A 13,555-nucleotide genomic window follows, 5' to 3' on the forward strand; every position below is an offset into this window, starting at 1 on the left:
ACATGCTCAAGGTCAATCACGCCTCGCTTGCCAAGCGCTATGCTTGTTATATGGCCCCACTGCAAAAGGATTGCTGTCCATGTCCCCGTTCCTGTCACTGTTCGTACCGGTGTTCCTGTTCCTGATGCTGCTGACCATCGGCTTCAGCATGCGCGAACGCAACATCGGTGTACTGATGATGTGGATCGGCACCTTGGGTATTTTCGGCCTCACCTGCTGGAAGATCCTCGAGAAACTGCCGACATAAACCTCTACACTCGGTCAATCGTTTGACCTGAGGTAGATTTTCCAGTGCCTGCCCTCCTGCGTTACCTGTTCCTGCTGCTCTTGCTTTTCATTGCCCCGGCACAAGCAGCGGGCCTGCCTGGCCTGCTGGGCGGCAGCGCGCCCGCCCAGCCAGAGGCCACCGAGCCACTGGGCAAATCGCTGGATGAGGTGATCAAGAACCTCGAAAATGACCAGCAGCGGGCCAAGCTGCTGGCCGACCTGAAAAAACTGCGCGACGCCACCCGGCAATCGCAACCCAGTGTTGAACAGGGTGTGCTCGGTCTGATCGGCGGTGCCCTGCACGACTTTGAAAAACAGTTCAGCGGCGATGCCAGTCCATTCCACCGCTGGGCCGCGGAAATCGAACAGGCACAGGCCGAACTGACCGAGCTGATGGTGCCCGTGCACCAGTGGCCGGCGATCCTGTTCGGTTTTGCTGCAGTGATTGCCGTGTGGAGCGTGCTGGCCTATGCCTTCAACTGGGTCGGCCATCGGCTACGCCTGCGCTTTGGCCTGAGCGAAGAACTGCCACAACACCCGCGTACCTGGGACCTGGTGCGCTTTGCCTTGCGCAAGCTTGGCCCATGGTTGGTCGCGCTGGTGTTCACGGTGTACCTGAGTTTCGTGCTGCCGCCATCGCTGGGCAAATCGCTGGCCATGGTGCTGGCCTACGCCCTGGTGGTCGGTACCTGCTTTTCGGCCATTTGCGTCATCGCCTTTTCCTTGCTGGACGGCCCACACCGCCACCGTGCCCTGCACATCCTGCGGCGCCAGGCGTTTCGCCCGTTGTGGCTGATCGGCAGCTTCGCCGCGTTTGGCGAGGCGATGAGCGATCCACGCATGCTGGTGGCCCTCGGTACCCACCTGGCCCACGCCCTGGCGACCTTGGCCAATGTAATTGCGGCGCTGTGCACCGGGTTGTTCATCCTGCGCTTCCGCCGCCCGATCGCCCACCTGATCCGCAACCAGCCACTGTCGCGGCGCCTGACCCGACGCACCCTCAGCGATACCATCGAGATCCTCGGCAGCTTCTGGTTCATTCCAGCGCTGATCCTGGTGGCCATTTCGCTGTTCGCCACCTTCGTCTCCGCCGGCGACACCAGCACTGCCCTGCGCCAGTCGCTGATGTGCACGGTGCTGGTGGTGGTGTGCATGGTGCTCAACGGCCTGGTGCGCCGCCATACTGCCAACCCCAAGCGGGCCAGCAAGCGCCAGGCGGTGTACACCGAGCGCCTGCGCAACTTCGGCTACCTGCTGGTGCACTTGTTCATCTGGCTGGTGTTCATCGAGTTGGGCCTGCGCGTGTGGGGCGTGTCGATGATCAGCTTCGCCGAGGGTGACGGCCATGACGTCAGCCTGCGCCTACTGGGCCTGGCCGGAACGCTGATGGTGGCCTGGCTGGTGTGGATCCTTGCCGACACCGCCGTACACCATGCCCTGGTGGGCTCGCGCCGGGGGCTGGCCAACGCCCGTGCGCAAACCATGATGCCGTTGATCCGCAACGTGATGTTCGTGGTCATCTTCATCATCGCGGTCATCGTCGCACTGGCCAACATGGGCATGAACGTCACCCCGCTGCTGGCCGGTGCCGGTGTGATCGGCCTGGCCATCGGTTTTGGCGCGCAGTCGCTGGTGGCCGACCTGATCACCGGCCTGTTCATCATCATCGAGGATTCGCTGGCCATCGACGACTATGTGGATGTCGGCGGCCACCTGGGCACGGTGGAAGGGCTGACCATTCGTACCGTGCGCCTGCGCGACATCGACGGCATTGTGCATACCATCCCGTTCAGCGAGATCAAGAGCATCAAGAACTACTCGCGGGAGTTCGGCTACGCGATCTTCCGCGTGGCAATCCCGCACAGCATGAACATCGACCAAGCGATCACGCTGATTCGCGAAGTGGGGCAGAAGCTGCGCAATGACCCGCTGATGCGCCGCAACATCTGGTCGCCGCTGGAGCTGCAGGGGGTGGAGAGCTTCGAGTCAGGCTCGGCGATCTTGCGGGCGCGCTTCAAGACCGCGCCGATCAAGCAGTGGGAGGTGTCGCGGGCGTTCAACCTGGCCTTGAAGCGGCAGCTGGACGAGGCCGGGCTTGACCTGGCGACGCCGCGATTGTCGGTGCAAGTGGTGACAGCCGGTGGGGGTGGGATGACGGAGGCCAGTTCGTAGGAGCGGGTTTACCCGCGAAGAAGGCAACACCTCATCCAGCCTGGGCACGAATGCGGATCGCATCATGCCGCCAATACTCGAGGTCGCAGTCGATCAAGTGCCCATGCTGGTCACTGTTGACCCGGGTAATGTGCAAGCCCGGGCTGCCCGCCGACACTTTCAAGGCACTGGCCGCCTCCACCGGCAACGCTGTCGGCAGGATCTCGAAGCACACCTGCCCGTATTCGATGCCATACACGCGCCCATAAACCTCGGTCAGTGACTGCGCCAGGTCGTGTTCGAGAATGCCGGGAAAGTACCGGGGGTTGAGGTAGTGCTCGGCATACAGCACCGCCCGCCCGTCAATCCGCCGTAACCGGCAGACGCGCACCACGCTGGACAACGCCGGCAGCTGCAAGCGTGCACAGATGGCAGCCGAAGCCGGCTGCAGCCTCGCCGACAGCAGTTCGGTGCTGGCCACCCGCCCCTGATCGCGCACCATGGCATGGAAGTGGCTGCGCTCGATCAGGTCATAGGTCAAGCGCTGCGGCGCAACGAACCAGCCTCGGCGCTCTTCGCGGTAGATCAAGCCTTGGGCCTCAAGCTGCACCAACGCCTCACGCAGGGTAATGCGCGTGGTGTCGAACACCTCGCTGAGCCGCCGCTCGGCCGGCAGCTTGCCGCCCGGCGCCAGCAGGCCATGCTCGATCTGCTCCTGCAGGGCATGGCAGATGGCTGTTACCGCACGCGGGGGCGTCGACTGCATCAAAAGGTTACCTATCTGGACTAGTCCAGCCCCATCACAGGGCAGATTGAGAATAGTGCAAGCCTATGCAGGGCTGATGAACATCCTGTGACAAAGGCTTGTGCCAGGTACTGCCAGAAACGCGCCAAGCCAGCAGAACCGGGGCGATTACCTGGTCTACGCTGTAGCTTCAGGGCCCTCACCGGCCCCCTCCCTACATCAAACTGTCACGCAAGCGGCCTACCTTGGCTCAAGGTTTGCTGACCTAGACCAAAGGTGCCAGTCAAAGGCTTGCAACGGCTTTACCCAGAACAACGATCGTAAAGGCACCCACCCAAAGGAGCTTCGGATGAAAAAGTTCTTCATGGCGTCACTGCTCGGTTCGGCCATCGCGTTGTGTACCACGGCTATGGCCGCTGGCACTGACCTCAAGGCCCTGGAAGACGCCGCCCGCAAGGAAGGCACTGTCAACAGCGTGGGCATGCCCGACGCCTGGGCCAACTGGAAAGGCACCTGGGAAGACCTGGCCAGCAAGTACGGACTCAAGCACAGCGACACCGACATGAGTTCGGCCCAGGAACTGGCCAAGTTCGAAGCCGAGAAGGACAACGCCAGCGCCGACATCGGTGACGTGGGGGCCGCCTTCGGCCCGATCGCGGTGACCAAGGGCGTCAGCCAGCCTTACAAGCCAAGCACCTGGGACCAGGTGCCGGAATGGGCCAAGGACAAGGACGGCCACTGGGCGCTGGCCTATACCGGGACCATCGCCTTCATCATCAACAAGGACCTGGTCAAGGAAGAGGAACGGCCGAAAACCTGGCATGACCTGGAAAAAGGCAAGTACAAGGTCGCCATCGGTGACGTCGGCACCGCCGCCCAGGCCGCCAACGGCGTGCTGGCTGCGGCCATCGCCTACAAAGGTGACGAGCAGAACATCCAGCCAGGCCTGCAGTTGTTCACCAAGCTGGCGCAGCAGAAGCGCCTGTCGCTGGCCAACCCGACCATCCAGACCCTGGAAAAGGGCGAAGTGGAAGTTGGCGTAGTGTGGGACTTCAACGGCCTGAGCTACCGTGAACAGATCGACCCCAAGCGTTTTGAAGTGCTGATCCCCTCGGACGGCTCGGTGATTTCCGGCTATACCACGGTCATCAACAAGTACGCCAAGCACCCCAACGCGGCCAAGCTGACCCGTGAATACATCTTCAGCGATGCCGGGCAGATCAACCTGGCCAAGGGGCATGCGCGGCCGATCCGGGCCGAGCACCTGAAACTGCCGGCGGATGTGCAGGCCAAGCTACTGCCCAACGACCAGTACGGTGCCGCCCAACCGATCAAGAATGCCGAGGCCTGGGAAGCCACCTCGAAGAAACTGCCGCAGATGTGGCAGGAGCAGGTGATCATCGAGATGGAGTAAGGGGCCGGGCTTTGTAGCGCCTGATCCGGCCCTTTCGCGGGTAAACCCGCTCCTACACAGGGATACGCGATACATGTAGGAGCGGGTTTACCCGCGAAGATGCCAACGCGGTTCATGACTGGAGAAAACATGCAACACAACGTCATCCTGGTCCTGCTCGACGGCCTCAACTACCAGGTCGCCCACCATGCGATGGGCCACCTGCACGCCTACGTCGAGGCCGACCGTGCCGCGCTGTACCGCGTGGAATGCGAGCTGCCATCGCTGTCGCGGCCGCTGTACGAATGCATCCTCACCGGCGTGCCGCCAATCGACAGCGGCATCGTGCACAACAACATCAACCGCCTGTCCAACCAGCGCAGCGTGTTTCACTACGCCCGCGAGGCCAACCTGGGCACCGCGGCGGCGGCCTATCACTGGATGAGCGAGCTGTACAATCGCTCGCCCTTCGACCCGCAGCGCGACCGCCACACCCACGCGCCGAAGCTGCCGATCCAGCACGGGCTGTTCTACTGGGACGACCGTTACCCCGATTCGCACCTTCTGGCCGATGGCGAGTACCTGCGCCGCCGTCACGCCCCCAACTTCCTGCTGGTGCACCCGATGAGCGTTGACGACGTGGGTCACCGCCACGGCCTGGACAGCAGCCAGTATCGCAATGCTGCACGCAGCGTCGACATCCTGCTGGCCGACTACCTGCCCGGTTGGCTCGAAGAGGGCTACCAGGTATTGGTCACCGCCGACCACGGCATGAACAACGACCGTTCGCACAACGGCCTGCTGGCTGAAGAACGTGAAGTGCCGCTGTTCGTCTTCGGCGACGCCTTCAGCCTGGACCCGGCCGCCAAACCACTGCAGACCGAACTGTGCGGCACCATCTGCGAGCTGCTGGGCGCCGCGCACGACAAGACGGTTTGCCGGGAGCTACTGAAGTGAGTGGCGGCATACGTGGCCGCTACCTGGCCCTGCTCTGCCTGCTGCCGTTCGCCGTGTTCTTCGTCATCTTCCAGGTCGCCCCACTGGCCTGGGTGGCGATCAACAGCCTGCAATCGGAAGCCGGCTGGGGCATCGACAACTTCAGCAAGGTGTTCGCCTCCAAGTTCTACCTGCAGGCGTTGCAACGCAGCCTGGAAATCAGCTTCTGGTCGAGCGTGTTCGGCATCGTCATTGCGACCCTCGGCGCCTACTCGCTGCGCCAGGTGGACTCGAAGCTGCGCGACTTCGTCAGCGCCTTCGCCAACATGACCAGCAACTTTGCCGGTGTGCCGCTGGCCTTTGCCTTCATCATCCTGCTCGGCTTCAACGGCGCGCTGACCCTGCTGCTGAAGCAAGTTGGCCTGCTGGAGGACTTCAGTATCTATTCCAAAAGCGGGTTGATCCTGGTGTACACCTACTTCCAGATCCCGCTGGGCGTATTGCTGCTCTACCCCGCCTTCGACGCCCTGCGCGAAGACTGGCGCGAGTCAGCCGCGCTGCTGGGCGCCAACCACTGGCAGTACTGGCGGCACATCGGCCTGCCGGTGCTGGCCCCGGCGCTGCTGGGCACTTTCGTCATCCTGCTGGCCAATGCCCTCGGCGCCTACGCCACCGTGTACGCACTGACCACCGGCAACTTCAACGTACTGCCGATCCGCATCGCCGGCCTGGTGGCGGGCGACATCAGCCTCGATCCGAACCTGGCCAGCGCCCTGGCAATGGTGCTGGTGGGGCTGATGACGCTGGTCACGGTGGTGCATCAATGGCTGCTGAAAAGGAGCTACCATGCGCGCTGACATCCGTTCCGGCGGCTGGTACCACCGCCTCGTGGTCTACCTGCTGTTCCTGATCCTGCTGCTGCCCCTGGCCGGCACCCTCCTCTACTCGCTGGCCACCAGCTGGTCGGCGACCCTGCTGCCCAGCGGCCTGACCCTCAAGTGGTATGCGGCGCTGTGGAGCGAGCCGCGCTTCCTTGCGGCCTTCGGCCAGTCGCTGCTGGTGTGCGTAGGTGCACTGCTGCTGTCGGTGGTGCTGATCTTGCCACTGCTGTTCGTGGTGCATTACCACTTCCCGCGGCTCGACGCGCTGATGAACATCCTCATCCTGCTGCCATTCGCGGTGCCGCCAGTGGTGTCGTCGGTGGGGCTGCTGCAGCTGTATGGCAGCGGGCCGATGGCCATGGTCGGCACACCGTGGATCCTGATCGGCTGCTACTTCACCATCGCCCTGCCGTTCATGTACCGGGCCATCACCAACAACCTGCAGGCCATCAACCTGCGCGACCTGATGGACGCCGCGCAGCTGCTCGGCGCCAGCACCTGGCAGGCCGCACTGCTGGTGGTGCTGCCGAACCTGCGCCAGGGCCTGATGGTGGCAGTGCTGCTGTCGTTCTCGTTCCTGTTCGGCGAATTCGTGTTTGCCAACCTGCTGGTCGGCACCCGCTACGAGACCCTGCAGGTGTACCTGAACAACATGCGCAACAGCAGCGGCCACTTCAACAGCGCGCTGGTGATCTCCTACTTCGCCTTCGTGCTGGTACTGACCTGGGTCGCCAACCGCCTGAACAAGGACAAGACCTGACATGAGCTTCGTCAGCGTACAGAAACTGCAGAAAAGCTACGCCGGCAGCCCGGTGTTCGAGAGTATCGACTGCCACATCGAACGCGGCGAATTCGTCACCCTGCTCGGCCCGTCCGGCTGCGGCAAGTCCACCCTGCTGCGTTGCATTGCCGGGCTGACCCCGGTGGACAGCGGGCAGATACTGCTCGACGGCCAAGACATCGTGCCGCTAAGCCCGCAAAAGCGTGGCATCGGCATGGTGTTCCAGAGCTACGCGCTGTTCCCTAACATGACCGTGGAGCAGAATGTTGCCTTTGGCCTGCGCATGCAGAAGGTCAAGGCCGACGAAAGCCAACTGCGGGTACACGAGGTGCTGGCGCTGGTGGAGCTGGGCAAGTTCGCCGGGCGCTACCCGCACCAGCTTTCCGGCGGCCAGTGCCAGCGCGTGGCCCTGGCACGCTCACTGGTCACCCGCCCGCGCCTGCTGCTGCTCGACGAACCGTTGTCGGCGCTGGATGCGCGTATCCGCAAGCACCTGCGCGAGCAGATTCGCGCCATCCAGCGCGAACTGGGGCTGACCACCATATTCGTCACTCACGATCAGGAGGAAGCGCTGACCATGTCCGACCGCATCTTCCTGATGAACCAAGGGCGCATCGTCCAGAGCGGCGATGCCGAAACCCTCTACACCGCCCCCGTGGACCTGTTTGCCGCCGGATTCATCGGCAACTACAACCTGCTCGACGCCGACAGCGCCAGCCGCCTGCTGCAGCGCCCGGTGGCCAGCCGCCTGGCGATCCGCCCGGAGTCGATCACCCTTGGCGAGCACGGCGAGCTGGACGCTGAGGTGCGCAGCCACAGCCTGCTGGGCAACGTGATCCGCTACCGGGTGCGGGTGCGCGAAGTGGAGCTGGTGGTCGATGTGCTCAACCGCTCGCCGGCCGACCTGCACGCGGACGGGAAACGGGTAAGCGTGTCGATCGACCCCACTGCGCTGCGGGAAGTGGCTTAAGGAGACTCAACACCATGGCACTGGCAATTTTCGATCTGGATGAAACCCTGATCCACGGCGACTGCGCCTCACTGTGGAGCGAGCAGATGGCCCGGTTGGGCTGGGTCGACGGCAAGGATTTCCTGCGCCGCGACCATGAACTGATGGAAGCTTATGGCAGGGGCCACCTGCAGATGGAGGACTACATGGCCTTCAGCCTGGAGCCGATTGCCGGGCGTACCCTGGAAGAAGTCGAGCACCTGGTGGCACCGTGGGTCGAAGAAGTGATCGAACCGATCATCTACGGTGACGCCTGCCGCTGCATTGCCGAGCACCGCAAGCGTGGGGATCGCATCCTGATCATTTCCGCGTCGGGTACGCACCTGGTCGGGCCGATTGCCGCGAGACTGGGCGTGGATGAGTACCTGGCCATCGAGCTGGAGGCAGTGAACGGGGTGTACACCGGCAAGACCCTCGGGGTGCTGACCTATCGTGAGGGCAAGATCACTCGCTTGCTGGAGTGGCTGGATCAGGAGCAGGAAAACCTGGAAGGCGCGAGTTTCTATTCCGATTCGAGGAATGACTTGCCGTTGCTGTTGAAGGTGGATCATCCGCATGTGGTGAACCCGGATGCGGTGTTGCGCGAGCATGCCGAGATCAATGGGTGGCCGATTCTGAGCTGGAGCTGAAGGTTTTTGTGGGTTGTGCCGGCTTCTTCGCGGGTAAACCCGCTCCTACATCGCACAGTGTTCAAATTGTGGCGATCTCAATGCAGGTGCGGGTTTACCCGTGAAGGGGCCTGGCCGGCTTACACCAGGCTCGGGTCGATCACCATCACCAGCTTGCCCGACACCTGATTGGTCTCCAGCTCGGCATACGCCGCCTGGGCAAACTCCACCGGATAGGTATCGACCAGCTGCGGCGACAAACGCCCCTCGGCAAACAGTGGCCATACGTGCTGCTGCAGTTCGCTCAGCAGCTCGGCCTTGAAGCCGTCGTCACGGTTGCGCAGGGTGGAACCGGTGATTTCCAGGCGCTTGCCCAGCACTTGGGCCAGGTCCAGCTCAAACTTGCGTCCGCCCATCAGGCCGATGATCACCCAGCGACCGTCGCGGGCCAGCAGTTTGAGGTTCAGCTCACCGTAGCTAGCGCCCACCGGGTCGAGAATCACGTCGAACGGGCCAAAACCTTCCAGCTCGTCCAGGTTCTCGTTACGGACCACACCACCCGCAGCGCCCAGCGCTTGGCAGTAGGCCAGACGATCCTGCGAACCGACGCTGACCCACACCGGGCTGCCGAACGCCTTGCACAGCTGGATGGCGGCCGAGCCAACGCCACTGGCGCCGGCGTGCACCAGCACCTTCTCGCCAGCCTTCACCACACCGAGCTGGAAGATGTTCAGCCAGGCGGTGGCATACACCTCCGGCAGCGCTGCCGCCTCATGCAGGCCAAGGCCTTCGGGTACCGGCAGGACGTGACGGGCATCGACCACCACTTCCTCGGCCATGGCGCCGCTGGCCAGCAGGGCGCAAACGCGGTCACCCACGCGCCAATCGGCACCAGCCCCCACCTCTTCAATCACCCCGGAACACTCCAGTCCCATGTACGGGCTGGCACCTGGTGGTGGCGGGTACAAACCTTTCATCTGCAGCAGGTCGGCGCGGTTCAGCCCCGCTGCGGCCACGCGAATGCGCACTTGGCCCGCGTCACAGGTCGGGCGCTCGGCCTCGACCCACTCCACATGTCCGTCAACGCCTTGCAATGCCTTCACAGTGCCTCCATAGTTGAATCATGACTGGGCCTGAGGTCGCTTACCTCAGGCCTTTTGCAGTATTTGCCCGGCTCCATGGAACCGGCAACGGAAAAGACGGCCTACTATGCGTGATCAATTGCCTCCACGTCGAATCAGCATGAAGCATTTCCTTCCAAGCACCGCACTGGCTGTGATGATCGGCCTGGGCAGCCTCACGCTCGGCGGCAATGCGGCGGCCGCCAACAAGTGGGACAGCCTGCAGCCCGACCGCGACGAGATCGTCGCCAGCCTCAACGTGGTGGAATTGCTCAAGCGCCACCACTACAGCAAGCCACCTCTGGACGATGCCCGTTCGGTCATTATCTACGACAGCTACATCAAGCTGCTGGACCCGGCGCGCAGCTACTTCACCGCTGCCGACATTGCCGAATTCGATAAATGGAAAAGGCAATTCGACGATTTCCTCAAGAGCGGCAACCTGGACCCGGGCTTCACCATCTACAAACGCTACCTCGACCGCGTCAAGCAACGCCTGGACTTCGCCCTGGCCGAGCTGAACAAGGGCGTGGACAAGATGGACTTCACCACCAAGGAAACCTTGCTGATCGATCGCAAGGACGCACCGTGGATGAAGAACCAGGCCGAGCTCGACGACTTGTGGCGCAAACGCGTGAAAGACGAAGTGCTGCGCCAGAAGATCGCCGGCAAGGAACCCAAGCAGATCCAGGAAACCCTGATCAAGCGTTACAAGAACCAGCTCGCGCGCCTGGATCAGACCCGTGCCGAGGACATCTTCCAGGCCTACATCAACACCTTCGCCCAGTCCTACGACCCACACACCAACTACCTGTCGCCGGACAACGCCGAGAACTTCGACATCAACATGAGCCTGTCGCTCGAAGGCATCGGTGCGGTGCTGCAAAGCGACAACGACCAGGTCAAGATCGTGCGCCTGGTGCCGGCAGGCCCGGCAGCCAAGACCAAGCAGGTGGCCCCGGCCGACAAAATCATCGGCGTAGCCCAGGGCAACAAGGAAATGGTCGACGTGGTGGGCTGGCGCTTGGACGAAGTGGTCAAGCTGATCCGTGGCCCAAAAGGCTCGGTGGTGCGCCTGGAAATCATCCCGGCCAGCAATGCACCTAGCGACCAGACCAGCAAGATTGTGTCGATCACCCGTGAAGCGGTGAAGCTTGAAGAGCAGGCGGCGAAGAAGTCGGTGCTCAAGCTCAAGCAGGACGGGCGTGACTACAAGCTGGGCATCATCGAGATTCCAGCCTTCTACCTGGACTTCAAGGCCTACCGTGCGGGCGACCCGGAGTACAAGAGCACCACGCGTGACGTGAAGAAGCTGCTCACCGAACTGCAAAAAGAAAAAGTCGATGGCGTGGTCATCGACCTGCGCAACAACGGCGGCGGCTCGCTGCAGGAAGCCACCGAGCTGACCAGCCTGTTCATCGAAAAAGGCCCGACCGTGCTGGTGCGCAATAGTGACGGCCGCGTCGACGTGCTGGAAGACGAAAACCCGGGGGCCTTCTACAAGGGCCCGCTGGCATTGCTGGTCAACCGCCTGTCGGCCTCGGCATCGGAGATCTTCGCCGGTGCCATGCAGGACTACCACCGCGCGCTGATCATCGGTGGCCAGACCTTCGGCAAAGGCACCGTGCAGACCATCCAGCCGCTCAACCATGGCGAGCTGAAGCTGACCCTGGCCAAGTTCTACCGCGTTTCCGGGCAGAGCACCCAGCATCAGGGGGTACTGCCGGACATCGACTACCCATCGATCATCGACACCAAGGAAATCGGCGAGAGCGCCCTGCCAGAGGCCATGCCGTGGGACACCATCCGCCCGGTGGTCAAGCCTGTAGCCGATCCGTTCAGGCCGTTCCTGGCCCAGCTCAAGGCGCAGCATGAGGCACGCAGCGACAAGGATGCCGAGTTCACCTACATCCGCGACCGCCTGGCCCTGACCCAGAAGCTGATGAACGAGAAAACCGTCAGCCTCAACGAACAGGAACGCCGCGCCCGCCACGACAGCATCGAGACCAAGCAACTGGCGCTGGAAAACATCCGCCGCAAGGCCAAGGGTGAAGAACCGCTGAAAGAGCTGAAGAAAGAGGACGAAGACGCTCTGCCGGTCGAGGATGAAAACACCAAGCCGGAAGACGACGCTTACCTTGCGGAAACCGGTCGCATCCTGATCGACTACCTCAGTGCCAGCACCAAGGTGGCCAAGAAGTAAGGCACCTCAGCAATGATGGCAGAATAATGCGACCTGTCATCAAACAGTCATCGTGCTGTCGTGAAATATGGGGGCCGGGCATGTAGATGCCCGGCCTTTTCATTTTCAGGAATACATCATGACCGTTGCCGAACAGCTCAGTGCCTTGAGTGCCATCCTGGCTCAACGCAGTATTCACAGTCTGTTCCAGCCTATCGTGTGCCTGAGTGAACATAGGGTGTTCGGCCATGAGGCGCTGAGCCGTGGTCCGTCCAACAGCCCGCTGCATGCGCCGCTCAACCTGTTTACCATCGCCCGCCAGGCCGGCCGCCTGACCGAGCTGGAAGCCGCTTGCCGAGAAAGCGCCTGCCGACGCTTCAGCGAGCAGCAACTGCAGGGCAAACTGTTTCTCAACATCTCGCCCGAATCGCTGCTGGAGCCGCACTACCCTTCTGGCCTGACCCTGAAACTGCTCGAACAGGTTGGCCTGCCGCCCAGCCGGGTGGTGATCGAGTTGACCGAGCACACGCCCACCGACGATTTCCAGCTGCTGTCCAATGCCCTGCACCACTATCGCGACATGGGCTTCTCGATTGCCATCGACGACCTGGGCGCGGGATATTCCAGCCTGCGCCTGTGGTCGGAGCTGCGCCCCGAATACGTGAAGATCGACCGGCACTTCATTGACGGCATCCACCGTGACCCGCTCAAGCGCGAGTTTGTTGGCTCTATCTTGCAGATCGCCCGGGCATCGAAGGCACAGGTGATTGCCGAGGGCATCGAGCTGGCGGAAGAGCTGGCGGTGCTGGTGGAGATGGGCGTGGACCTGGTGCAGGGCTACTTGTTAGGGCGGCCACAGGAGATGGGGGTACGCGACAGCGGGCTTTTACCAGCACTGACGCAGGTGCCACTGGCTGAACAACCGACAGTGCACTTGAATGCCACGATCGGGCAGCTGCTGGAGCTATTTGGCCGATACCAGCACCTGGAGGCATTGGAAGTGGTGGATGCCGATGGCAGGGGGTGCGGGTTGATTCACAGGGATGCGCTGCCTGTGCCGGCCTATTCGCGGGTGAACCCGCTCCTACAACAGCCTGATTCCAACCCCCGATGTGTGCCCACCACCGTGGTAGGAGCGGGTTTACCCGCGAATACGGTGGCGGCGGCAACGGTGAACGGTGGATGGAAATTGGCCAGCAGGGCCGGCCTCTTCGCGGGTGAACCCGCTCCTACACGACGGCCTGAGTCCGACCCCAGATGCGTGTCCACCTCCGATCTGCGTAGGAGCGGGTTTACCCGCGAATACGGTGGCGGCGGCAACGGTGAACGGCGGGTGGATATTGGCCAGCAGGGCCGGCCTCTTCGCGGGTGAACCCGCTCCTACACGACGGCCTGAGTCCGACCCCAGATGCGTCTCCACCACCGATCTGCGTAGGAGCGGGTTTACCCGCGAATACGGTAGCGGCGGCAACGGAGAACGA

The 13,555-nt window shown here is 62.6% G+C and carries 11 protein-coding genes and 1 pseudogene; 10 read left to right on the top strand and 2 right to left on the bottom strand.

All coding sequences use genetic code 11. The features are described 5' to 3' along the window. The first annotated feature begins 79 nt into the window (after positions 1–79). Both ACF8RA_RS00750 and ACF8RA_RS00755 read left to right on the top strand, forming a co-directional pair. Complete coding sequence (locus tag ACF8RA_RS00750) at positions 80–247, top strand: hypothetical protein (protein ID WP_016501052.1); 168 nt, start codon at positions 80–82, stop codon at positions 245–247. Positions 248–291: 44 nt separating this feature from the next. Beyond that, positions 292–2,439, top strand: a complete 2,148-nt coding sequence (locus ACF8RA_RS00755; protein ID WP_392515289.1) for a mechanosensitive ion channel family protein — start codon at positions 292–294, stop codon at positions 2,437–2,439. A gap of 31 nt (positions 2,440–2,470) precedes the next feature. On the opposite strand, the gene ACF8RA_RS00760 is transcribed toward ACF8RA_RS00755, so the two are convergent. Then, a complete protein-coding gene (locus ACF8RA_RS00760) occupies positions 2,471–3,184 on the bottom strand; it encodes a UTRA domain-containing protein (RefSeq protein ID WP_176685021.1) in 714 nt (237 codons plus the stop codon). Positions 3,185–3,512: 328 nt separating this feature from the next. Between ACF8RA_RS00760 and ACF8RA_RS00765 the strand changes: the two genes are divergently transcribed. From ACF8RA_RS00765 to ACF8RA_RS00790, 6 genes are all read left to right on the top strand, one after another. After that, entirely contained in the window at positions 3,513–4,577 is a 1,065-nt protein-coding gene (locus tag ACF8RA_RS00765) for an ABC transporter substrate-binding protein (RefSeq protein ID WP_021782479.1), read from the top strand. A gap of 129 nt (positions 4,578–4,706) precedes the next feature. Beyond that, on the top strand, positions 4,707–5,513 hold the full coding sequence (locus tag ACF8RA_RS00770; protein WP_003252558.1) for an alkaline phosphatase family protein: 807 nt from the start codon (positions 4,707–4,709) through the stop codon (positions 5,511–5,513). Continuing rightward, a complete protein-coding gene (locus ACF8RA_RS00775; RefSeq protein ID WP_103469327.1) occupies positions 5,510–6,349 on the top strand; it encodes an ABC transporter permease subunit in 840 nt (279 codons plus the stop codon). Before ACF8RA_RS00770 ends, ACF8RA_RS00775 begins: the two co-directional genes overlap by 4 nt. Then, on the top strand, positions 6,339–7,133 hold the full coding sequence (locus tag ACF8RA_RS00780) for an ABC transporter permease (RefSeq protein ID WP_176685019.1): 795 nt from the start codon (positions 6,339–6,341) through the stop codon (positions 7,131–7,133). Before ACF8RA_RS00775 ends, ACF8RA_RS00780 begins: the two co-directional genes overlap by 11 nt. A 1-nt stretch (position 7,134) precedes the next feature. Further along, entirely contained in the window at positions 7,135–8,124 is a 990-nt protein-coding gene (locus ACF8RA_RS00785; RefSeq protein WP_176685018.1) for an ABC transporter ATP-binding protein, read from the top strand. 14 nt (positions 8,125–8,138) lie between these two features. Beyond that, positions 8,139–8,792: an HAD family phosphatase gene (locus tag ACF8RA_RS00790; RefSeq protein ID WP_176685017.1), complete on the top strand. Its 654-nt coding sequence runs from the start codon at positions 8,139–8,141 to the stop codon at positions 8,790–8,792. Between the two features lie 119 nt (positions 8,793–8,911). Here ACF8RA_RS00790 and ACF8RA_RS00795 read toward each other — a convergent pair whose 3' ends face one another. Continuing rightward, on the bottom strand, positions 8,912–9,874 hold the full coding sequence (locus ACF8RA_RS00795) for an NAD(P)H-quinone oxidoreductase (RefSeq protein ID WP_392518680.1): 963 nt from the start codon (positions 9,872–9,874) through the stop codon (positions 8,912–8,914). Between the two features lie 139 nt (positions 9,875–10,013). Between ACF8RA_RS00795 and ACF8RA_RS00800 the strand changes: the two genes are divergently transcribed. After that, positions 10,014–12,095 (top strand): carboxy terminal-processing peptidase, encoded by a 2,082-nt coding sequence (locus ACF8RA_RS00800; RefSeq protein WP_176685015.1) that lies wholly within the window; start codon positions 10,014–10,016, stop codon positions 12,093–12,095. Positions 12,096–12,213: 118 nt separating this feature from the next. Further along, positions 12,214–13,164 (top strand): annotated as a pseudogene (locus ACF8RA_RS00805) (EAL domain-containing protein); the annotation flags it as partial. Positions 13,165–13,555 lie beyond the last annotated feature (391 nt).

The sequence above is a fragment of the Pseudomonas sp. FYR_5 genome (assembly GCF_043106315.1).
Classification (GTDB): Bacteria; Pseudomonadota; Gammaproteobacteria; order Pseudomonadales; family Pseudomonadaceae; genus Aquipseudomonas; species Aquipseudomonas putida_Y.